Consider the following 19,400-nt stretch of genomic DNA (forward strand, 5'->3'; position numbering starts at 1 on the left):
GTGTTTCCCTGCCGCGACGTGTTTCCCTGCCGCATCTCGCCGCGTCTCATTTCCCGTGCACTCGCCCGGGGTCCCTCGGAGCCATGATCTTCGCATCGGGCCGCTCGGAAGCGTGCTGGGCGGGCGTGTAGGAGGAGTCCAGTCCGGTGGCGAGCACACCCGCGGGGAAGCCGAAGACCTTTCCGCCGAGCTTCCCCGCTTGGTTCATCAGCGTGGGCTTGCGGTGCCGTCCGTGCGCGTTCTGCGGCTTCGACGGAATGCCCGGCGGACGGCCTCTGCTGGGACCTCAGGCCGGCAGCCCCCCGGTGGCGGAGCGGCACATCGCCTGGCACACCCGGCAGGTGTTCCGCGGCGAGGCCCGCTCCACCGGTCGGCCGTCGTCCCCGGCCGCTATTACGCTCGTCCCATGAGCGCTCTGTGGGAACCCACCGCCGCCGGTGTGCTGCGGCTGCCGTCCGGGCGGCTCGTGCGCGGGCGGGGGCTGCGGCGGGCTCTGCCGGGCGGGGAGGTGCCTGCCTTCGGCCTGTACCTGCTGGGCAAGGAGCCGCCTGGCGTTTCCTGGGAGGCGCGGTGGCTGCGCTGGCCCGACTTCCGCTTGCCGGCCGACCGGGCGGCGGCCGTCGAGGCGCTGCGTGAGGCATGGGAGCGTGCCGGGGCCGAACGGGTCGAGGTCGCGTGCGGCGGTGGCCGCGGGCGTACCGGGACGGCGCTGGCCTGCCTCGCCGTGCTGGACGGGGTGCCGCGCGGCGAGGCCGTCGGCTTCGTCCGCGAGCACTACGACCGGCGCGCCGTCGAGACGCCCTGGCAGCGCCGCTACGTCGCCCGTTTCCCGGGGCCGTCCGCAGCAGGCTGAAAGAGAGGCACCCCCATGTCCCACCGCGCCGATCTGGTCGTCGCCCTCAAAGAAGGGCGGCTCGCCTTCGAGTTGGGGGAAGGGGTGGCCGACTGCCCCTATCCCGCCGGGGATCCGCGGCGGGCCGCCTGGTTGCGGGGGTTCGCCGCCGCCCGGGACCGGCGTGCCGCCGGGGAGTGAGCCCTCACGGCAGCACCGCGATGCCGTCCAGTTCCACCAGGGCCTCCTCGTCCCACAGGCGCGTCGCACCGATGACCGCCATGGCCGGGTAGTCGCGGCCCGCCAGGCGGCGCCAGACCGCCCCCAGCGCACGGGCGTGCTCGCGGTACGCCGCGACGTCCGTGGTGTAGACCGTGACGCGGGTCAGGTGGTGCGGTGCGCCGCCGGTGGCGCCGAGGGCGGTGAGGAGGTTGGCGAGGGCGCGCTCGAACTGGTCGGAGATGCCGCCCGGCACCAGCCGCCCGTCGGCGTCCAGGGCGGTCTGGCCGGCGAGGAAAACCAGTCGGGTGCCGGTGGTGGTGACCGCGTGGCTGAAGCCCCTGGGGGGCGCGAGTGCGGCGGGGTTGACCCGCTCCGGGCTCACCGGTACAGCTCCCTCGCGATGACCGTGCGCTGCACCTCGGTGGCGCCCTCGTAGATCCGGGGGGCGCGGACTTCCCGGTAGAGGTGTTCCAGCAGGTGGCCGTGGCGGAGGGCGCAGGCGCCGTGGATCTGCACGGCGGCGTCCACGACGAACTGGGCCGTCTCGGTGGCGAAGAGCTTGGCCATCGCCGAGCGGCCCGCGGTGCCGGGTTCTCCCGCGTCGTACGCGGCGGCCGCCGCGTACACCAGGAGGGCCGCGGCCTCGGTGCGGGTGACCATCTCGGCGAGCTGGTGGGAGACGGCCTGGAGGTCCTTCAACGGGCCGCCGAACGCCCGGCGTTCGCCCGCGTGGGCCACGGCCGCGGCCAGGGCCGCCCGCGCCATGCCGACGGCGAAGGCGCCGACGCTCGGCCGGAAGAGGTCGAGGGTGCGCATGGCCACGCCGAAGCCGCCGCCCACCTCGCCGACGACGTCGCCGGGGCCGACGGGGACGGCGTCGAAGGTGAGGGTGCCGACGGGGTGCGGGCCGAGCATGTCGAGCCGGCTGCCGCCGAGGCCCGGGCGGTCGCCGGGGACGAGGAAGGCGGTGACGCCCCGGGCGCCGGGTGCCGGGCCCGTGCGGGCGAAGACCGTGCAGAGGTCCGCTTCGGGGGCGTTGGAGATCCAGCACTTCTCGCCGGTCAGCCGCCAGCCGTGGGCGTCGGGCTCGGCGCGCAGGGCCAGTGCGGCCGCGTCGGAGCCGGCGCCCGGCTCGGTGAGCGCGAACGCGGTCACCGCCCGCCCGGCGACGACCTCGGGGAGCCATCGGGAGCGCTGCTCGGGGGTGCCGTACCGGGCGACCGGCCAGGCGCCCAGGCCCTGGAGGGCGAGGGCCGTCTCGGCGTCCGTGCACTCCCTGGCGAGGGACTCCCGCAGGAGGCACAGGTCCATGGCCCGGACGGTGCCGGTGGCGGGGAGCAGGACGGAGAGCAGGCCCAGTTCGCCGAGGACGCGGACCAGGGGGCGGTTGAGGCGGCCGGGTTCGCCCCTGGCGGCGAGGGGGCGCAAGTGCCGGGCGGTGAGGGTGCGCAGTTCGGTGCACCAGGCGTGCTGGGCCCCATCGAGTGCGAACGGGGTGGTCACCGGCGTCCTCCCTCTGGATCACCTATCGCGCTCAGTTGACTGCCGTCACCGACTCGCTACGCTGACAGTGGATCCGTATCGCTGGCAAGACCCCAGCCCACCCCCGTTTTCCCGGCACGACCGGCACGACCGGCATGAGGGGGCGCATCCGCGATGGAGCTCAAGCCGTCGGCCCACGTCGACACCTTCCCGCGCGACCACCTCCCGCCCGCCGGGCTCTGGCCGGGCCTGCGCTTCGACCTGGCGGGGCCGTCCGCGCTGCGCTACCCCGACCGGCTCAACTGCGGTGCGGAGCTGCTGGACCGGACCGTGCGGCGGCGGGGAGCGGACCGGCCGGCCGTGCGGGACGCCGAGGGCGGCGTGTGGTCGTACGGCGAGCTGAAGGGCCGGGTCGACCGGATCGCGCACACGCTCACCGGCGATCTGGGCGTGGTCCCCGGCAACCGCGTGCTGCTGCGCGGGCCCACCAGCCCGTGGCTGGCGGCCTGTTGGCTGGCCGTGATGAAGGCGGGGGCGGTGGCCGTGACCGTCCTGGCCGCCCAGCGGCCGCACGAGCTCGCGCAGATCTGCGCACTCGCCCGCGTCCGGCACGCCTTGTGCGACGCCCGGGCGCTCGACGACCTCGCGAGGACACCGGCCGGTCCGTTGCGGATCACCGTCTACGGTGGAGACGCCCCGGACGACCTGCTGCGGCTCAGCGCGGACAAACCCTCATCGTACGCACCCGTGGAGACCTCCGCCGACGACGTCGCGCTGATCGCCTTCACCTCCGGCACCACCGGACGGCCCAAGGGCTGCGCGCACTTCCACCGGGACGTGCTCGCCGTGGCCGACACCTTCTCGGAGCGGGTGCTGCGCCCGCGCCCCGACGACGTCTTCGCCGGCAGTCCGCCGCTCGGCTTCACCTTCGGGCTCGGCGGACTGGTGATCTTCCCGTTCCGCGCGGGCGCCTCGACGCTGCTGACGGACTGGGGCGGCCCCGGCCGGCTGCTCGCCGACATCGAACGGCACCGCGTCTCCGTGCTGTTCACCGCGCCCACCGCCTACCGCTCGATGCTTCCCCGGCTCGGCCCGTTCGACCTCTCGTCCCTGCGCCGGTGCGTCTCCGCCGGGGAGCACCTGCCCGCCGCCCTGTGGCACCAGTGGCGGCGGGCCACGGGGCTGCGGGTCATCAACGGCATAGGCGCCACCGAGATGCTGCACATCTTCATCTCCGCCGCCGACGACGCGATCCGGCCGGGCACCACCGGTCTGCCCGTGCCCGGTTACGAGGCGCGGGTCGTGGGCGAGGACGGGCGGCCGGTGCCGGACGGCGAGGCCGGGCTGCTGGCCGTGCGCGGCCCCACCGGGTGCCGCTACCTCGCCGACGAGCGGCAGCGCGCGTACGTGCGGGACGGCTGGAACCTCACCGGCGACACCTATGTCCGCGAGTCCGACGGCTACTTCCGGTTCGTGGCCCGCGCGGACGACATGATCGTCTCGGCCGGGTACAACATCGCCGGCCCCGAGGTCGAGGAGGCCCTGCTGCGCCACCCCGACGTGCTGGAGGCGGCCGTGGTGGGGCGTCCGGACGAGCGGCGGGGCGCGGTCGTCGTCGCGCACGTGGTGCTGCGGGCGGGCGTGCCGCGCACTCGGGAGACCGCCGCGGCGCTGCGGGAGTTCATCACAACGGAGATCGCCCCGTACAAGTGCCCTCGCGAGATCGAGTTCCCGCAGGCCCTGCCGCGCACGCCCACCGGCAAGCTGCAGCGATTCCGGCTACGTCACGGAGCTTTACAGTTTCCCCGTGACTGACCAGCAACCACTTCATACTCCTCGGTCCCTCATCGTCACGTTCTACGGCGCGTACGGGCGCGGGAGAGCCGACCACCCGGCCGGCCGGCCGGTACCGATCGCCGCCCTGATCCGGTTGCTGGGCGCCGTCGGCGTGGACTCGCCGTCGGTGCGGTCGGCCGTCTCCCGGCTCAAACGGCGCGGGCTGCTCGTCGCCGACCGCACCCAGGACGGCGCGGCGGGGTACGGACTCTCCGAAGCCGCCCGGCAGTTGCTGGACGACGGCGACCGGCGGATCTACGGCCGCACGGCCGGGCGGTCGGCCGGCGGCTGGCTGCTGGCGGTCTTCTCGGTGCCCGAGGAGGAGCGGCACAAGCGGCACCTGCTGCGCTCCCGGCTCTCCCGGCTGGGGTTCGGCACGGCGGCACCGGGGGTGTGGATCGCCCCGGCCCATGTGCACGAGGAGACCCGGCACACCCTGGAGCGCCTCGACCTGGCCTCCTACGTCGACCTGTTCCGGGGGTGCCACCTCGGTTTCGAGCCGACTGCCGAGGCGGTGAGCCGGTGGTGGGACCTGGCGGCCCTGGCCCGCCAGCACCGGGCCTTCCTGGCGGCCCACGAGCCCGTCCTGCAGCGCTGGACGCGGCGGCGCGCCGTGCCGCCCGAGGACGCCTACCGGGACTACCTCCTCGCGCTGGACTCCTGGCGGCGGCTGCCCTACGCCGACCCCGGGCTGCCGGCGTCGCTGCTGCCCGCGGACTGGCCGGGCGGCCGGGCGGCGCGGGTGTTCATGGCCCTGCACACCCGGCTGCGGGACGGCGGGGCGCGGTTCGTGGCCTCGGCGCTGCGCTGAGCCGCGGCCGCCGGGCGGGTCAGCCCCGCCCGGTCGGCGGCCGGCGGCTGCCCGCCCGGTACGGGGCCGGCCAGGGCGCGCCCGGCCCGGCGTACCCCTGCTCGGCCGCCGCGTGCAGCGTCCAGTGGGGGTCGTAGAGGTGGGGCCGCGCCAGGGCGCACAGGTCGGCGCGGCCGGCCAGGATCAGGGAATTGACGTCGTCCCAGGAGGAGATGGCGCCGACGGCGATGACGGGCACGTGGGCCTCGTTGCGGATGCGGTCGGCGAAGGGCGTCTGGTACGAGCGGCCGTACGCGGGCGCTTCGCCGGGGACGACCTGGCCGGTGGAGACGTCGAGGGCGTCGGCGCCGTGGGCGGCGAAGGCGCGGGCGATCGCGACGGCGTCGTCGTCGGTGGTGCCGCCGTCGGCCCAGTCGGTGGCGGAGATCCGGACGGTCATGGGCCGGTCGGCGGGCCAGACGGCCCGTACGGCGTCGAAGACCTCCAGGGGGTAGCGCAGCCGGGCGGTGAGGTCGCCGCCGTAGGCGTCGTCGCGCCGGTTGGTGAGCGGGGAGAGGAAGCCGGAGAGCAGGTAGCCGTGCGCGCAGTGCAGTTCGAGGAGGTCGAAGCCGGCCCGGGCGGCTGCCCGGGCCGCGCGCACGAACTCCTGGCGCACGGTGGTCATTCCGGCGGTGGTCAGGGCGCGGGGCGTCTGGTTGACGCCGGGCCGGTAGGGCAGGGGGGAGGCGGCGACGAGGGGCCAGTTGCCGCGGGGCAGCGGCTGGTCGATGCCCTCCCACTGGCGCCGGGTGGAGCCCTTGCGGCCGGAGTGCCCCAGCTGGGCGCCGATGGCCGTGCCGGGGGCCTGTCCGTGGACGAAGTCGGTGATCCGGCGCCAGGCGCTCTCGTGTTCCGTCCGGTAGAGCCCGGCGCAGCCGGGGGTGATGCGGCCGTGGGGGCTGACGCAGATCATCTCGGTCATGACGAGTCCGGGGCCGCCGAGGGCGCGGGCGCCGAGGTGGACGAGGTGGAAGTCGCCGGGGGTGCCGTCGACGGCGGAGTACATGTCCATCGGGGAGACGACGATCCGGTTGCGCAGGGTCAGGCCGCGCAGGGAGAAGGGGGTGAACATCGGGGGTGTGCCGGGGGGTACGCCGGCCTCGGCCTCGACGGAGGCGACGAAGGCGGGGTCGCGCAGGCGGAGGTTGTGGTGGGTGACGCGGCGGCTGCGGGTGAGGAGGTCGAAGGCGAACCGGCGGGGTGGCCGGCGGGCGTGGACGGCGAGGTCCTCGAACCATTCGAGGCTGGCGCGGGCGGCGCGCTGGGTGGACTCCACCTTCGGGCGCCGCTCGCTCTCGTACGCGGCGAGGGCCTCGGGGAGGGTGGGCCGGTCCCGCAGGTGGCCGGCGAGGGCGAGGGCGTCCTCGACGGCGAGCTTGGTGCCGGAGCCGATGGAGAAGTGGGCGGTGTGGGCGGCGTCGCCGAGCAGGACGGTGTTCCGGTGGGACCAGCGGGCGTTGACGACGGTGCGGAAGGCCGTCCAGGCGGAGCGGTTCGAGCGCAGCGGCCGTCCGCCGAGGAAGTCGGCGAAGTACGCGGCGCACTGGGCCAGGGAGGCTTCCGTGTCCCGGCGGTCGAGGCCGGCGCGGCGCCACACGTCTTCGCGCATCTCGACGATGACAGTGCTGGCGCCGGGTGCGAAGGGGTAGCCGTGGAGCTGCATCGGGCCGTGCTCGGTCTCGGCTGTCTCGAAGCGGAAGGCGTCGAGGGCGAAGTCGGTGGCGAGCCAGATATAGCGGCAGCGGTGTGTGGTGAGGGTGGGGCGGAAGTGGTCCCGGAGGGCGTCGCGGGTGCGGCTGTGCAGTCCGTCCGCGGCGACGACCAGGTCGTGAGTGCGGGCCAGGTCGGCGGCGGGGGGCGCCTCGGTGCGGAAGCGGAGGGTGACGCCGAGGTCGCGGCAGCGGGCGTGGAGGAGCTGGAGGAGCCGGCGGCGGCCGAGGGCGGCGAAGCCGTGGCCCCCCGAGCGCAGCACGGTCCCGCGGTGGACGACGTCGATGTCGTCCCAGCGGACGAACTCGCGCCGCAGGGCGCTGTGGACGACGGGGTCGGCGCTCTCGATGCCGCCGAGGGTCTCGTCGGAGAGGACGACGCCGAAGCCGAAGGTGTCGTCGGGGGCGTTGCGTTCCCAGAGGGTGACCTCGCGCTCGGGGGCGTAACGTTTCAGCAGGGCGGCGGCGTAGAGGCCGCCCGGTCCGCCGCCGATGACCGCGACCCGCCGCATCTCACCGGCCCTGCCACGCGGGGGGCCGCTTCTGGGTGAAGGCCGCGTGGAACTCGGCGTAGTCGTCGCTGTTCATCAGGAGGGCCTGGGTGGCGGCGTCGAGTTCGACGGCGGCGGCCAGGGGCATGTCGAGTTCGGCGGTGAGCAGGGCCTTGGTCTGGGCCTGGGCGAGGGCGGGGCCGGCGGCGAGGCGGCGGGCGAGGCCCCGGGCGGCGGTAGCGGCCTCGCCCTCGGCGGCGAGCAGGCTGATCAGGCCCAGGCGTTCGGCCTCGTCGGCGCGGACGGGGTCGCCGAGCATCAGCAGCCGGGTGGCGTGGCCGAGGCCGACGACGCGGGGCAGGAGGTAGGCGGCGCCCATGTCGCCGCCGGAGAGGCCGACCTTGGTGAAGAGGAAGGCGAAGCGGGCGGTGGGGTCGGCGACGCGGAAGTCGGCGGCGAGCGCGAGGACGGCGCCGGCGCCCGCGGCGACGCCGTGGACGGCGGCGATCACGGGGAAGGGGCACTCGCGTAACGCCCGGACGACCTGTCCGGTCATCCGGTTGAAGTCGAGGAGCCGGCGGGTGTCCATGGCCAGGGTGGCGCCGATGATCTCGTCGACGTCGCCGCCCGAGCAGAAGCCGCGCCCTTCGCCGCCGAGCACGAGGGCCCGTACCCCGCCGCCGCGGGCGAGTTCGGGCAGCAGGTCGCGGAGGTCTGCGTAGGCGCCGAAGGTGAGGGCGTTGAGCCGGTCCGGGCGGGCCAGGGTGACGGTGGCGATGCCGGAGTCGAGGGCCAGGCGCAGGTGCCGCCATTCCTCGGTGCGGGGCGCGGAGCCGGTGAACGGGCTCATGGGCACGGCCTCCTTCAGCCGGGGGCTGGTGTCTGCCTGCCCTGTGAAGCTATCACCGGTGTGTGACTGTCGTCACGAGTGCGCGATAAGGGCGGCGGCCGTGCGGCCGCCGCCCCGAGGGCGGAGTCCCTCAGCGGGCCAGCGTCGCCACCAGGACGGCCTTGATCGTGTGCATCCGGTTCTCGGCCTGGTCGAAGACGATGGAGTGCTGCGACTCGAAGACCTCGTCGGTCACCTCCAGGGAGGTGAGGCCGTGGCGCTCGAAGAGCTCCCGGCCGACCGTGGTGCCGAGGTCGTGGAAGGCGGGCAGGCAGTGCAGGAACTTCACCGCGGGGTTGCCCGTCGCCCGCAGCACGTCCATGGTCACGGCGTAGGGGGCCAGCAGTCCGATGCGCGCGTCCCACACCTCCTTGGGTTCGCCCATCGACACCCACACGTCGGTGGCGAGGAAATCCGCGCCGAGCACCCCCTCGGCGACGTCGGCCGTGAGCATGATCCGCGCACCGCTGGCCTGGGCGAGGCGGCGGGCCTCGGTGACGATCTCGGGGGCCGGCCACAGCTCCTCGGGGGCCACGATGCGCACGTCCATGCCGAGCAGGGCGCCGGTGATCAGGTAGGAGTTGCCCATGTTGTAGCGGGCGTCGCCGAGGTAGGCGTAGGCGACGTGCTCGGGGGCCTTGGCGGTGTGCTCGGACATCGTGAGGACGTCGGCGAGCATCTGCGTGGGGTGCCATTCGTCGGTGAGGCCGTTGAAGACGGGCACTCCGGCGAACGCGGCCAGCTCCTCCAGGACGTCCTGGCCGTGCCCCCGGTACTCGATCGCGTCGAACATCCGCCCGAGCACGCGCGCGGTGTCCTTCACCGACTCCTTGTGGCCGATCTGGGAGCCCACGGGGTCGAGGTAGGTCGTCCGGGCGCCCTGGTCGGCGGCGGCGACCTCGAAGGCGCAGCGGGTGCGGGTCGAGGTCTTCTCGAAGACCAGGGCGATGTTCCTGCCGCGGAGCCGCTGCACCTCGACGCCGGTCCGCTTGGCGGCCTTGAGCTCGGCGGCGAGCTCGACGAGACTGTGGAACTCCTCGGCGGTGAAGTCCGTCTCTTTGAGGAAGTGGCGGCCTTTGAGGTCTGTCGCCATGGGGTGGGCTCCTAGCTCACGACTGCGGGAAAACCGGAATTCTATACGATCCTCCGCATTGATATGCAGGAGGGTCGGCTCTCAGCCGTCCGCGACGGCGTCCCGCTCGATCGGACAGCTCATGCAGCGCGGCCCGCCCCGGCCCCGCCCCAGCTCGCTGCCCGGGATGGTGATGACCTCGATGCCGGCCTTGCGCAGGAAAGTGTTGGTCGTGGCGTTGCGCTCGTAGGCCACCACCACGCCCGGCTCGATGGCCAGGACGTTGCAGCCGTCGTCCCACTGCTCCCGCTCCGCCGCGTGCACGTCCTGCGTCGCGGTCAGGACGCGGACGGAGTCGAGGCCCAGGGCCGCGGCGACGGCGCGGTGCATGTGCTCGGGCGGATGGTCGGTGACCTTCAGCTCGCGCTCGCTCACCCCGGGCTCGATGGTGTACGAGCGCAGCATCCCCAGGCCGGCGTACTGCGTGAACGTGTCGCCGTCCACCATCGTCATGACCGTGTCCAGGTGCATGAACGCCCGCCGCTTAGGCATGTCCAGCGCCACGATCGTCCGGGCCGAACCGGCGGCGAAGAGCCGGTGGGCCAGCATCTCCACCGCCTGCGGAGTGGTCCGCTCGCTCATCCCGATCAGCACGGCGCCCTCGCCGATGACGAGCACGTCCCCGCCCTCGATCGTGGACGGGTAGGCGGCCTGCCCCTCGGACCAGACGTGGAAGCCGCCCGGGGAGAACAGGGGGTGGTAGCGGTAGACGGCCTCGTAGTGCACGGTCTCGTGCCAACGCGCCGGCCAGCGCATCGCGTTGACGCACACGCCGTCGTAGATCCAGGCGGAGGTGTCCCGGGTGAAGAGGTGGTTGGGCAGCGGGTTGATCAGGAAGTCGTCCGGTTCCATGACGTGGAAGCGGACGGAGACCGGCTCCGCGTACCGCTCCAGGAACTCCCGCTTCGTCATCCCGCCGACCAGCCAGGTGCCGAGCTCCGGCGCGGCCATGGAATCGAAGGCGGCGCGCAGGTGGCCGGTGGCGAGCGGGCCGTACTCCTTCTCGTCGAAGACCCGGTCCAGGACGAGCGAGCGCGCCTCCGGAATCGCCAGGCTCTCCTCCAGCAGGTCCTGGAAGAAGTGCACCTCGACCCCCCGCTCGCGCAGCACGTCCGCGAACCCGTCGTGCTCGGCCCGCGCGCGGCGCACCCAGAGCACGTCGTCGAAGAGCAGGGCGTCCTTGTTGGACGGGGTGAGCCTCTTCAGCTCCAGGCCGGGGCGGTGCAGTATGACGCGGCGCAGCCGCCCGGCCTCGGAATCGACATGGAATCCCATCCCCCCATCCTGACCTGTGGGGGCCGAGATCACTCGGTACCCGGGCGCGGAGATCGCCGCCGTGGCGCAGCGGCACCGGCCCGGTGGCGCGTTTCGCGCCACCGGGCCGGCCCGCCCTACAGCCGGGGGTCCACCGGCTCGGACTCCAGGGCGAGGACCGCGAAGACCGCCTCGTGGACCCGCCAGAGCGGCTCGCCGGCCGCCAGCCTCTCCAGCGCCTCCAGGCCGAGGGCGTACTCGCGCAGGGCCAGGGAGCGCTTGTGGCCGAGGTGGCGTACGCGCAGCCGGGCGAGGTTGTCCGGACGGGTGTACTCCGGCCCGTAGACGATCCGCAGGTACTCCCGGCCGCGGCACTTGACGCCCGGCTGCACGAGTCGGCCGTCGGGGCGCGCGGTCAGCCCCTGGAGCGGCTTGACGACCATGCCCTCGCCGCCGGCGGCGGTGAGGTCCAGCCACCACCGGGTGCCCTCGGCGACGGACGCCTCGTCGCCGGTGTCGACGACGAGCCGGCGGGTGGAGGCGAGGATCCGGGGCTCGCCCGCCGCCCCGGCGCTCTCCTCCTCGTGCGCGATGAGCCGGTCGACGAGGGCCAGGTGTTCATCGTGCGGCAGGGTGACGAGGGTGCGCCCCCGGGCGGCCAGGATCTGGAAGGGCGCGAGGCGGACGCCGTCGAGCCCGTCCACCGGCCAGCAGTAGCGGCGGTACGCCTCCGTGAACGCCTGCGCGTCCCCGGCCCGGGCGCGCTGCCCGGCGAGCAGCCCGGCGACGTCCACGCCGCGCGCGGCGGCGGACTCCAGGGCGGCGAGGGCGGCGGGGAGGACCGTGCGGGAGGCGGCGCCCACGGCGGCGTACTGGTGGCGCAGCAGGCCCGTGGCCTTCAGCGACCAGGGCATCAGCTCGGCGTCCAGCAGCAGCCAGTCGGTGTCCAGCTCCTCCCACAGCCCGGCGCCGCCCACCACCCGGGCCAGCCGGCCCAGGACGCCTTCGGTCAGGGCCGGGTCGTCGAAGAACGGCCGCCCGGTGCGCGTGTACAGGGCACCGGTCACCCCGCCGGCCGCGCCGAACCGCTCCCGTGCCACGTCCGCGTCCCGGCAGACCAGGACCACCGCGCGCGAGCCCATGTGCTTCTCCTCGCACACCACCCGGCGCACTCCGTCGGCGCGGTAGGAGGCGAACGCCTCCGCCGGGTGCTCCAGGTAGCCATCCTCCTGCGAGGTGGCGCAGGGGGCCATGGTCGGCGGGAGGTAGGGCAGCAGCCGGGGGTCGACGGCGAAGCGGCTCATGACCTCCAGCGCGGCCGCGGCGTTCTCCTCCTTCACCGCGACGCGGCCCAGGTGCCGGGTCTCGACGGCCCGGCGGCCGGTGACGTCGGCGAGGTCGAGGGGGCGGCCGTCCGCTCCCCCGGGGGCCTCGCTCGTCAGCGGCTTCACCGGCGCGTACCAGACGCGTTCGGCCGGGACGTCCACGAGCTCGCGCTCGGGCCAGCGCAGGGCCGTCATCCGGCCGCCGAAGACGGCGCCGGTGTCGAGGCAGATGGTGTTGTTGAGCCAGCCGGCCTTGGGGGTGGGGGTGTGTCCGTAGACGACGGCGGCGCGGCCGCGGTAGTCCTCGGCCCACGGGTAGCGCACGGGCAGGCCGAACTCGTCGGTCTCCCCCGTCGTGTCGCCGTACAGGGCGTGGCTGCGCACCCGGCCGGAGGTGCGGCCGTGGTACTTCTCGGGCAGGCCGGCGTGGCAGACGACGAGGTCGCCGCCGTCGAGCACGTAGTGGCTGACCAGCGACCGGATGAAGTCGCGCACCCGGTCGCGGAAGGCCGGGTCCCGGGCGTCCTCCCGCTCCAGCTGCTCGACGGTCTCCGCGAGCCCGTGGACGAGCTTGACGTCGGCGCCCTTGAGATAGCGGCCGAGCTTGTTCTCGTGGTTGCCCGGGACGCACAGCGCGTGCCCGGCGGCCACCATGCCCATGACCAGGCGCAGCACGCCGGGGCTGTCGGGCCCGCGGTCGACGAGGTCGCCGACGAAGACGGCCGTGCGCCCCTCGGGGTGCGCGGCGTCCACCGGCCGGCCGGTCTCGTCGTGGACCAGCGCGTAGCCCAGCTTCGTCAGCAGGGTCTCCAGCTCGGAGCGGCAGCCGTGGATGTCGCCGACGATGTCGAAGGGGCCGGTGACGTGCCGCAGGTCGTTGAAGCGGCGCTCCAGGACGACCTCGGCCGACTCGGCCTCCGCGACGCCGCGCAGGACGTGCACCTTGCGGAAGCCCTCGCGCTCCAGGTGGCGCAGGGAGCGGCGCAGCTCGCGCTGGTGGCGCTGGATGACGTGGCGGGGCAGGGCGGCCCGGTCGGGGCGGGCGGCGTTGCGCTCGGCGCAGACGCTTTCGGGGATGTCGAGGACGACGGCGACGGGCAGCACGTCGTGCTCCCGAGCCAGGGCGACGAGCTGCTTGCGGCTCTCGGGCTGGACGCTGGTGGCGTCGACGACGGTGAGCCGCCCGGCCGCGAGCCGTTTGCCCGCGATGTGGTGCAGCACGTCGAAGGCGTCGCGGCTGGCGCTCTGGTCGTTCTCGTCGTCGCTGACCAGACCGCGGCAGAAGTCCGAGGAGAGGACCTCGGTGGGCTTGAAGTGCCGGGCGGCGAAGGTGGACTTGCCGGACCCGGTGGCGCCGATGAGCACCACGAGGGACAGGTCGGGGACGGCGAGGGTGCGGGCGGTGCCGGTGGTGCCGGTGGCGTCGGTGGTCATGCCGCGTTCGCCTCCTTCGTGGTGGGGCCGTGCTGCGTGGTGGGGTCGTGCTTCGTGGTGAGGTCGTGCCGGTGGAACGTGGCCATCTGGGTGGGCGGGCCCACCTCGGGGTCGTCGGGCCCCACGGGGGTGAACTCCACGGCGTAGCGGTGCCGTTCGGCGATTTCGGCGGCCCATGCGCGGAACTCTTCGCGGTTCCACTCGAAGCGGTGGTCGGCGTGGCGCACGTGCCCGGCCGGGAGGGTCTCCCAGCGGACGTTGTACTCGGCGTTCGGGGTGGTGACGATGACGGTGGCGGGCCGCGCCGCGCCGAAGACCGCGTACTCCAGGGCGGGCAGCCGCGGCGGGTCGAGGTGCTCGACGACCTCGCTGAGGACGGCCGCGTCGTAGCCGGCCAGCCGGGCGTCGGTGTAGGCGAGCGAGCCCTGGAGCAGCTTCACCCGGGCGGCCTGCCGCTCGGTCATCCGCTCCAGGCCCAGCCGCCGGGCGGCCTCCCGCAGCGCGCGCACCGAGACGTCGACGCCGACGACCTCGGTGAACCGGGGGTCCTTGAGCAGCTCTCCCACCAACTGGCCCTGCCCGCAGCCCAGGTCGAGGACGCGGGCGGCACCGGAGGCGCGGAGCGCGGCGAGGACGGCCGCACGCCGCCGGACGGCCAGCGGGACCGGCTTGTCCGGGGTGTCGCTCTCCTCGTCCACCGCGTTGTCGAGCGCCTCGGGTTCGGTGTCGTCCGCCTCGGCGAGCCGGGCGAGCGCGTCTCGGGTCAGGGACGGGCGGTGCGCGAGGTAGCGGCGGGTGATGAGCCGCTGCTCGGGGTGGTTCTCCAGCCAGCCCTCGCCGGACCGGAGCAGCTTCTCCACTTCGTCGGGGGCCACCCAGTAGTGCTTGGAGTCGTCGAGCACCGGGAGGAGGACGTAGAGGTGGCGCAGGGCCTCGGCGAGGGTCGTCTCGCCCTCCAGCACCAGGCGGACGTACCGGGAGTCGCCCCACTGCGGGAACGTCTCGTCCAGCGGTACGGGTTCGGCGGTCACGGACCAGCCCAGCGGCTCGAAGAGCCGCGCCACCAGCGCCGCGCCGCCGCGGGCGGGCAGGACGGGCACCTCGATGCGCAGCGGCCTCGGCCGGCCGGTGAGCTCGGGCCGGGCGGCGCACTGTCCCTTGACCGCGCTGGAGAAGACGCTGCCGAGCGCGACGGCGAGCAGCGAGGACGCCGCGTAGGGGCGGTCGTTGACGTACTGCGCCAGGGCGGAGTCGGGCGCGCCGCCGCGGCCCTTGCCCTTGGCCCGCCGCACCAGCGCCACCGGATCGACCTCCAGCAGCAGGGCCGCCGTGCAGCGGTCCGCGGTCGCCTCGGGGTAGAGGACGTGCGCGGTGCCGTGGGAGGTCGAGAACCGCTGGGCCTTCTCCGGGTGTTTGTGCAGCAGGAAGCCGAGGTCGGTCGCGGGGGCGTCAGGGGTGCCGGTCGTGCTGATCGTCAGGAACACGCGACCGATTATCGGCGGGACGGATCGGTATGCCCTAATGCTTTTCCGTTCGGCCGGAATCCTTTTCCGGGCGGCTGTCGCGCTTTTCGCGGCCGCCGCCGAACAGTCCGGCCAGCCGGGCACGGGTGAGGACGGCGACGGTGAACGCGCAGGTGATGATCCCAGACGCGACCATCTCCTCGGCCGCCGCCCAGTGCACGGTGAGCGTCCGCCGGATGCCCTCGGCGGTGTCCAGGGCACCGGTACGGCGGATGCGGGCCGCGTACAGCTCGACGTGGTCGCCGATCAGCCCGGTGTCGGGGTGCAGGCTGCCCAGCGGCAGCAGTTCGGTGGCCTCGGTGCCGAGCTCTTCCGCCAGCTCGCGGGCGGCGCTCTCAGCTCCCGTGGCCCCGGCCGCGCCCATGCCCCGGGGGGCCTCCCAGTGCCAGGCCCGGGTGGCGTGCCGGTAGTGCTCGACGAGGACGACGCTGTCGTCCTCCAGGAGGGGGAGGATCACCGCCCCCGGGCTCGCCGCGGTGGACATCATGCGTACGTACAGCCCCAGCGCGCCGCCGGGGAAGCGGACCGCGTCGCGGAGGAGGGTGACGAACCGGTCGGCGTACACGACGCCGACCCGGTCGTCCGCGTCCTCCGTGGTGCCGCGCCGCGCCTGCCGGACGCTGTCCGGGTCGAGGAGGATGTCGATGCCGCCCGGGGTGTTGGCGAACAGCTCGGGGCGGGCGGTGCGCAGTCGGTCGTACAGGGCCGCGGCTTCGTCTCGCACTGCGTCAGTACTCCGGGATCTCCTGGATGGTGGCGGAGCTGGTGGCGGCCGTCGAACCGCCGTCCTCCCGGTATCCGGGCAGCTTGCGCACCATGCTGTGGAACCGTTCCCACTCGCGGGCGCTGTCGAACCGGATCGCGGCCATCTCCCGGGCGAACTTCTGCTCCCGGCGGCCCTCCACCCGGTTGCGCAGGACCAGCTGCACGGACCCGCCGTAGGTGGCGGTCGCGGCTCCCAGGGTTCCGGCGACGCTCCACGCCTCGTCGCCGGTGACCGCCGTGAAGGTGGCCCCGCCGACGGTGACGAGCACCTCGATGACCGGTGACCACCTGCTGGCCCGCGCGTGCTGGTCGGCACGGGCCTCCGCGAGGCGGACGATCTCGGAGTTCAGACCGACGTAGCGGCGGAAGACCTGCTCCACGCTGTCGTGGAAGGTGCTCGGGTCGGCGGTCAGCGCGTCGAAGGCCCGCATGTAGCTCTCCCACGCGCTGCTCTGCCGCAGGCTCCAGATGTCCTCCAGGGCCAGGGTGTCGACGGTGGAGGGGGTGAGGGCGAGCCGGTCCTGAACGGTGGAGAACGCCTGCCGCCGCAGGAAGCGCAGCAGCTCGTCCGGGTCGGTGACCGTGCCGCTCGGGGTCGTCCGCACGTCCCGCCACTCCTGGAGCGCGATCCGCCGGAGGCTGCCGGAGGGGGTCAGCGGGTACATTCCGAGGGCGTCGGCGAGGTTGACGTTGTAGATGAGATCGAGCAATTGCTTGATCTCTCCGGCGAACGGCTTTCTCCTGTCGTACCGCCCGTCGGAAACCGGCACGCCGGGCACGGAGACGAATTCCTCGTACAGCACGCCGCGGGTGACGAGCTGACCGCGAATGCGCCGCTCATTGCTGAACTGCACGACGTCGCCGATCCTTTCGGCGAACCGCGGGATGTTCCGGCTGCTGACCCCCACCTGGGCGGCGAGCAGGGGGATGTCCTTGGCGGTGAGCCCCTGCACCCGGGCGGCGAAGGGGTTGAACAGGGCGCTGCGGGTGGTGTCGCGGTTCTCCTCGTCGTCCCAGGACATCCGCAGGCAGCGGATGCGGTCCCCGGCCGGCATCTGCTCCACGGTGTCCTGCCAGGCGGCGAACCCCTCCTCGTCGACGTCCACGCCCTGCGGGTGGTCCGTCGGCTCCCGTTCGTTGAGGAGGTAGGGCACCAGCGCCCCGGCCGCGAGCAGCTTCTGGTGGGCGCGGCGGGCCGGGCCGCCCTCCAGGAGATCGCGGCTCACCGCGCGGTTGTTGTAGAAGAACACGCGGTTGGCCACGACCTGGCGGGTGTTGATGAGGCTGCGGAAGTACTCCGCGCGCACCTCCTTGCCGCGCACCCCTTCGACCTCACGGAGCGATTTACCCTTCCTGACCATGTTCCGGGTCAGCTCCGCGTTGACCCACTGGTTGTCCAGGGACTGGGCGATCACCGCCCCCGGCTCCAGCTCCAGGGGCTGCACCCTGGTCACCGCGTCTCCCGCGTCACACGTCATGTTTCCCCCGATCGTGCCGACAGCCCGGCCGAGCGCGGCTCAGCTGCCACGAGAAGCGCCCGGAATCCCCGTCGGGCGCACTGCTCACGTCCCTTTCCACGCTAGCGGTGAACTTCTGGCCCGGGGTCGCGGTTGCGCCAACCACCCGGAAATGCAGGGGCGTTGTGCGAGCTGAGCTGAAAGGGGTGTGACGCCGGTGAGTGCGGTGGCGCGTCTGGTCAGAGGGACCGGAGGGTCCGGGCCAGTGCGGTGACGCTGTCCGGGCCCACACGGCAGCAGCCGCCGATGAGACGGGCACCCGCGGACCGCCAGGCCGCGACGCGGGTGGCGTCGAAGGTAGGCAGCCCCCGCCAGCTCCGCGCTTCGGCGTCCCACTCCTCTCCGCTGTTCGGGTAGACCACGACCGGCTTGCCGGTGGCCTCCGAGGCGAGCTCCACGGCCCGGCCGGCGTCGCGCGGATCGCAGCAGTTCACCCCCACGGCGATCACCTGTTCCCGCCCGGCGGCGAGCGCGAACGCCTCCCGCAGGGGCTGCCCCGCCCGGGTGCGTTCCCCCTCGACGCTGTAGCTCAGCCAGACGGGCACCCCGCAGCCCTCCACCGCCTTCAGCAGCGCCTCCGCCTCGTCGATGTCGGGCACCGTCTCCAGGGCCAGCACATCCGGCCCGGCCGCCACCAGCGCCTCGACGCGCGGCCGGTGGAACCGCTCCAGCTCCGCCACGCTCAGGCCGTACCGGCCGCGGTACTCGCTGCCGTCGGCGAGCATCGCCCCGTACGGCCCCACGGAGGCGGCCACCCAGACCTCCTCCGCGCCCGCCCCGGCGGCCCGCCGGGCCACGTCCACGCTGCGCCGCAGCAGCCCGGCGGCTTCCTCGCGCCCGATGCCGCGCCGGGCGAACCCCTCGAACGTGGCCTGATAGCTGGAGGTGATCAGCACCCGGGCGCCCGCCCGCACATAGGCGGTGTGTGCCGCCTCGATCTGCCCCGGGTCGTCGGCGAGCAGCCGGGCCGACCACAGGGCGTCGGACAGATCGCAGCCCTGCGCCGCCAGTTGGTTGGACAGACCGCCGTCCAGGACGAGCGGTCCGCGCGCCAGCGCGGCGGCGAGGGGCGTGGTGGGGGCGGACGTCACGGGGTGCTCCTCCGGGGTGGCCCTGGTGTCCTCAGCCGAGCTGGGACCGGACCTCCGAGGAAATCAGCTCCAGGTGATCGAGGTCGTCGAGGTCCAGGATCTGGAAGTAGATCCGGGACGAGCCGGTCTCCGCGTACTGCCCGATCTTGTCGACCACCTCGGCCGGCGAGCCCGCCAGGCCGTTGGCCTTGAGCTCGGCGACCTCCCGGCCGATGACGGCGGCCCGCCGCGCGACCTCGGCGTCGTCCTTGCCGACGCAGGCGACCAGGGCGTTGGAGTACACCAGCTCATCGCTCTTGCGGCCGATGACCTCGGCGGCCGCCCGGACCCGGCCGAACTGCCGCCGGCTGTCCTCGACGGAGGCGAAGGGGATGTTGAACTCGTCGGCGAACCGCGCGGCGAGCCTGGGCGTGCGGCTCGCGCCGTGCCCGCCGATCAGCACCGGCACCTTCGCCTGGGCGGGCTTGGGCAGCCCCGGGGAGTCGGTGAGCTGGTAGTGGGTGCCGTTGAAGTCGAAGGTCTTGCCGACCTCCGTCGCCCACAGCCCCGTGATGATTTCGAGCTGCTCCTCCAGTCGTCCGAACTTCTCCTTGGGGAAGGGGATGCCGTACGCCTTGTGCTCCTCCTCGAACCAGCCGGCGCCCAGGCCCAGCTCGACGCGGCCACCGGACATCTGGTCGACCTGGGCCACCTGGATGGCGAGGACGCCGGGCAGCCGGAAGGTGCCGGCGGTCATCAGGGTGCCGAGGCGGATGCGCCGGGTCTCCCGGGCGAGGCCCGCCAGGGTGATCCAGGCGTCGGTCGGGCCGGGCAGACCGTCCGCGGAGCCCATGGCCAGGTAGTGGTCGGACCGGAAGAAGGCGTCGAAGCCGAGGTCCTCGGTGGCCTTGGCGACGGTGAGCAAGGTGTCATAGCTCGCCCCCTGCTGGGGCTCGGTGAAGATACGCAGATCCATGCCTCCATCCTGCCTTGCCGCACCGGCGTCAACCGCCCGTGCCCTCCTCCGCCCCGCCCACCCCGGTCGGGTGAAATTCTCCGGTCCGCCCCG

At 73.8% G+C, this 19,400-nt stretch carries 17 protein-coding genes; 4 read left to right on the top strand and 13 right to left on the bottom strand.

Going from position 1 to position 19,400, the window contains the following annotated elements:
- Nucleotides 1–46: 46 nt before the first annotated feature.
- Entirely contained in the window at nucleotides 47–208 is a 162-nt protein-coding gene (locus tag ABZ951_RS07860; protein WP_344091037.1) for a hypothetical protein, read from the bottom strand.
- Between the two features lie 198 nt (nucleotides 209–406).
- Between ABZ951_RS07860 and ABZ951_RS07865 the strand changes: the two genes are divergently transcribed.
- Both ABZ951_RS07865 and ABZ951_RS07870 read left to right on the top strand, forming a co-directional pair.
- The gene (locus ABZ951_RS07865) at nucleotides 407–853 is read left to right on the top strand and encodes a protein-tyrosine phosphatase family protein (RefSeq protein WP_344091024.1); all 447 of its coding nucleotides are present in this window, start codon (nucleotides 407–409) and stop codon (nucleotides 851–853) included.
- Between the two features lie 15 nt (nucleotides 854–868).
- Nucleotides 869–1,033, top strand: coding sequence for an Rmf/CrpP fold protein (locus ABZ951_RS07870; protein ID WP_344091026.1), 165 nt, complete (start codon nucleotides 869–871; stop codon nucleotides 1,031–1,033).
- 4 nt (nucleotides 1,034–1,037) lie between these two features.
- Here the strand turns inward: ABZ951_RS07870 and ABZ951_RS07875 are convergent, their stop codons facing one another.
- Nucleotides 1,038–1,436: a RidA family protein gene (locus tag ABZ951_RS07875; RefSeq protein ID WP_344091028.1), complete on the bottom strand. Its 399-nt coding sequence runs from the start codon at nucleotides 1,434–1,436 to the stop codon at nucleotides 1,038–1,040.
- Nucleotides 1,433–2,557 carry an acyl-CoA dehydrogenase family protein gene (locus tag ABZ951_RS07880; protein ID WP_361279412.1) on the bottom strand — a complete coding sequence of 375 codons (1,125 nt, stop codon included), beginning with the start codon at nucleotides 2,555–2,557 and terminating at the stop codon, nucleotides 1,433–1,435. The genes ABZ951_RS07875 and ABZ951_RS07880 overlap by 4 nt, the downstream gene beginning before the upstream one ends.
- Nucleotides 2,558–2,710: 153 nt before the next feature.
- Here ABZ951_RS07880 and ABZ951_RS07885 point away from each other — a divergent pair, with 153 nt between their 5' ends.
- Together ABZ951_RS07885 and ABZ951_RS07890 are read left to right on the top strand one after the other, a co-directional pair.
- Nucleotides 2,711–4,351: an AMP-binding protein gene (locus tag ABZ951_RS07885; RefSeq protein ID WP_344091032.1), complete on the top strand. Its 1,641-nt coding sequence runs from the start codon at nucleotides 2,711–2,713 to the stop codon at nucleotides 4,349–4,351.
- A complete protein-coding gene (locus ABZ951_RS07890; RefSeq protein ID WP_344091034.1) occupies nucleotides 4,344–5,183 on the top strand; it encodes a PaaX family transcriptional regulator C-terminal domain-containing protein in 840 nt (279 codons plus the stop codon). Before ABZ951_RS07885 ends, ABZ951_RS07890 begins: the two co-directional genes overlap by 8 nt.
- Before the next feature lie 19 nt (nucleotides 5,184–5,202).
- On the opposite strand, the gene ABZ951_RS07895 is transcribed toward ABZ951_RS07890, so the two are convergent.
- The 10 genes from ABZ951_RS07895 to ABZ951_RS07940 all read right to left on the bottom strand — a co-directional run bounded on the left by ABZ951_RS07895 (nucleotide 5,203) and on the right by ABZ951_RS07940 (nucleotide 19,307).
- The gene (locus ABZ951_RS07895) at nucleotides 5,203–7,443 is read right to left on the bottom strand and encodes a bifunctional salicylyl-CoA 5-hydroxylase/oxidoreductase (protein WP_361279417.1); all 2,241 of its coding nucleotides are present in this window, start codon (nucleotides 7,441–7,443) and stop codon (nucleotides 5,203–5,205) included.
- 1 nt (nucleotide 7,444) lies between these two features.
- Complete coding sequence (locus tag ABZ951_RS07900) at nucleotides 7,445–8,272, bottom strand: enoyl-CoA hydratase family protein (RefSeq protein WP_344089577.1); 828 nt, start codon at nucleotides 8,270–8,272, stop codon at nucleotides 7,445–7,447.
- Nucleotides 8,273–8,402: 130 nt separating this feature from the next.
- On the bottom strand, nucleotides 8,403–9,404 hold the full coding sequence (gene argF / locus ABZ951_RS07905; protein ID WP_344089576.1) for an ornithine carbamoyltransferase: 1,002 nt from the start codon (nucleotides 9,402–9,404) through the stop codon (nucleotides 8,403–8,405).
- 81 nt (nucleotides 9,405–9,485) lie between these two features.
- Entirely contained in the window at nucleotides 9,486–10,718 is a 1,233-nt protein-coding gene (locus tag ABZ951_RS07910; protein WP_344089575.1) for an arginine deiminase, read from the bottom strand.
- Between the two features lie 116 nt (nucleotides 10,719–10,834).
- Entirely contained in the window at nucleotides 10,835–13,456 is a 2,622-nt protein-coding gene (locus tag ABZ951_RS07915; protein ID WP_344089574.1) for a polynucleotide kinase-phosphatase, read from the bottom strand.
- Complete coding sequence (locus ABZ951_RS07920; RefSeq protein ID WP_344089573.1) at nucleotides 13,453–14,940, bottom strand: 3' terminal RNA ribose 2'-O-methyltransferase Hen1; 1,488 nt, start codon at nucleotides 14,938–14,940, stop codon at nucleotides 13,453–13,455. The genes ABZ951_RS07915 and ABZ951_RS07920 overlap by 4 nt, the downstream gene beginning before the upstream one ends.
- A gap of 34 nt (nucleotides 14,941–14,974) precedes the next feature.
- Entirely contained in the window at nucleotides 14,975–15,703 is a 729-nt protein-coding gene (locus ABZ951_RS07925) for an NUDIX hydrolase (protein ID WP_344089572.1), read from the bottom strand.
- A 4-nt stretch (nucleotides 15,704–15,707) separates the two neighbouring features.
- On the bottom strand, nucleotides 15,708–17,198 hold the full coding sequence (locus tag ABZ951_RS07930) for a hypothetical protein (RefSeq protein ID WP_344089571.1): 1,491 nt from the start codon (nucleotides 17,196–17,198) through the stop codon (nucleotides 15,708–15,710).
- Nucleotides 17,199–17,440: 242 nt separating this feature from the next.
- Nucleotides 17,441–18,352, bottom strand: a complete 912-nt coding sequence (gene mmuM / locus ABZ951_RS07935) for a homocysteine S-methyltransferase (protein WP_344089570.1) — start codon at nucleotides 18,350–18,352, stop codon at nucleotides 17,441–17,443.
- A 31-nt stretch (nucleotides 18,353–18,383) separates the two neighbouring features.
- Entirely contained in the window at nucleotides 18,384–19,307 is a 924-nt protein-coding gene (locus ABZ951_RS07940) for an LLM class F420-dependent oxidoreductase (RefSeq protein ID WP_344089569.1), read from the bottom strand.
- Nucleotides 19,308–19,400 lie beyond the last annotated feature (93 nt).

The organism is Streptomyces sp. NPDC046215, assembly GCF_040646215.1.
Lineage (GTDB): Bacteria > Actinomycetota > Actinomycetes > Streptomycetales > Streptomycetaceae > Streptomyces > Streptomyces stramineus.

Coding starts and splice junctions, on each gene's coding strand:
- ABZ951_RS07900 (WP_344089577.1), bottom strand. CDS start 8,272: ATGAGCCCGTTCACCGGCTCCGCGCCCCGCACCGAGGAATGGCGGCAC.
- ABZ951_RS07865 (WP_344091024.1), top strand. CDS start 407: ATGAGCGCTCTGTGGGAACCCACCGCCGCCGGTGTGCTGCGGCTGCCG.
- ABZ951_RS07940 (WP_344089569.1), bottom strand. CDS start 19,307: ATGGATCTGCGTATCTTCACCGAGCCCCAGCAGGGGGCGAGCTATGAC.
- argF (WP_344089576.1), bottom strand. CDS start 9,404: ATGGCGACAGACCTCAAAGGCCGCCACTTCCTCAAAGAGACGGACTTC.
- ABZ951_RS07860 (WP_344091037.1), bottom strand. CDS start 208: ATGAACCAAGCGGGGAAGCTCGGCGGAAAGGTCTTCGGCTTCCCCGCG.
- ABZ951_RS07885 (WP_344091032.1), top strand. CDS start 2,711: ATGGAGCTCAAGCCGTCGGCCCACGTCGACACCTTCCCGCGCGACCAC.
- ABZ951_RS07895 (WP_361279417.1), bottom strand. CDS start 7,443: ATGCGGCGGGTCGCGGTCATCGGCGGCGGACCGGGCGGCCTCTACGCC.
- ABZ951_RS07870 (WP_344091026.1), top strand. CDS start 869: ATGTCCCACCGCGCCGATCTGGTCGTCGCCCTCAAAGAAGGGCGGCTC.
- ABZ951_RS07915 (WP_344089574.1), bottom strand. CDS start 13,456: ATGACCACCGACGCCACCGGCACCACCGGCACCGCCCGCACCCTCGCC.
- ABZ951_RS07910 (WP_344089575.1), bottom strand. CDS start 10,718: ATGGGATTCCATGTCGATTCCGAGGCCGGGCGGCTGCGCCGCGTCATA.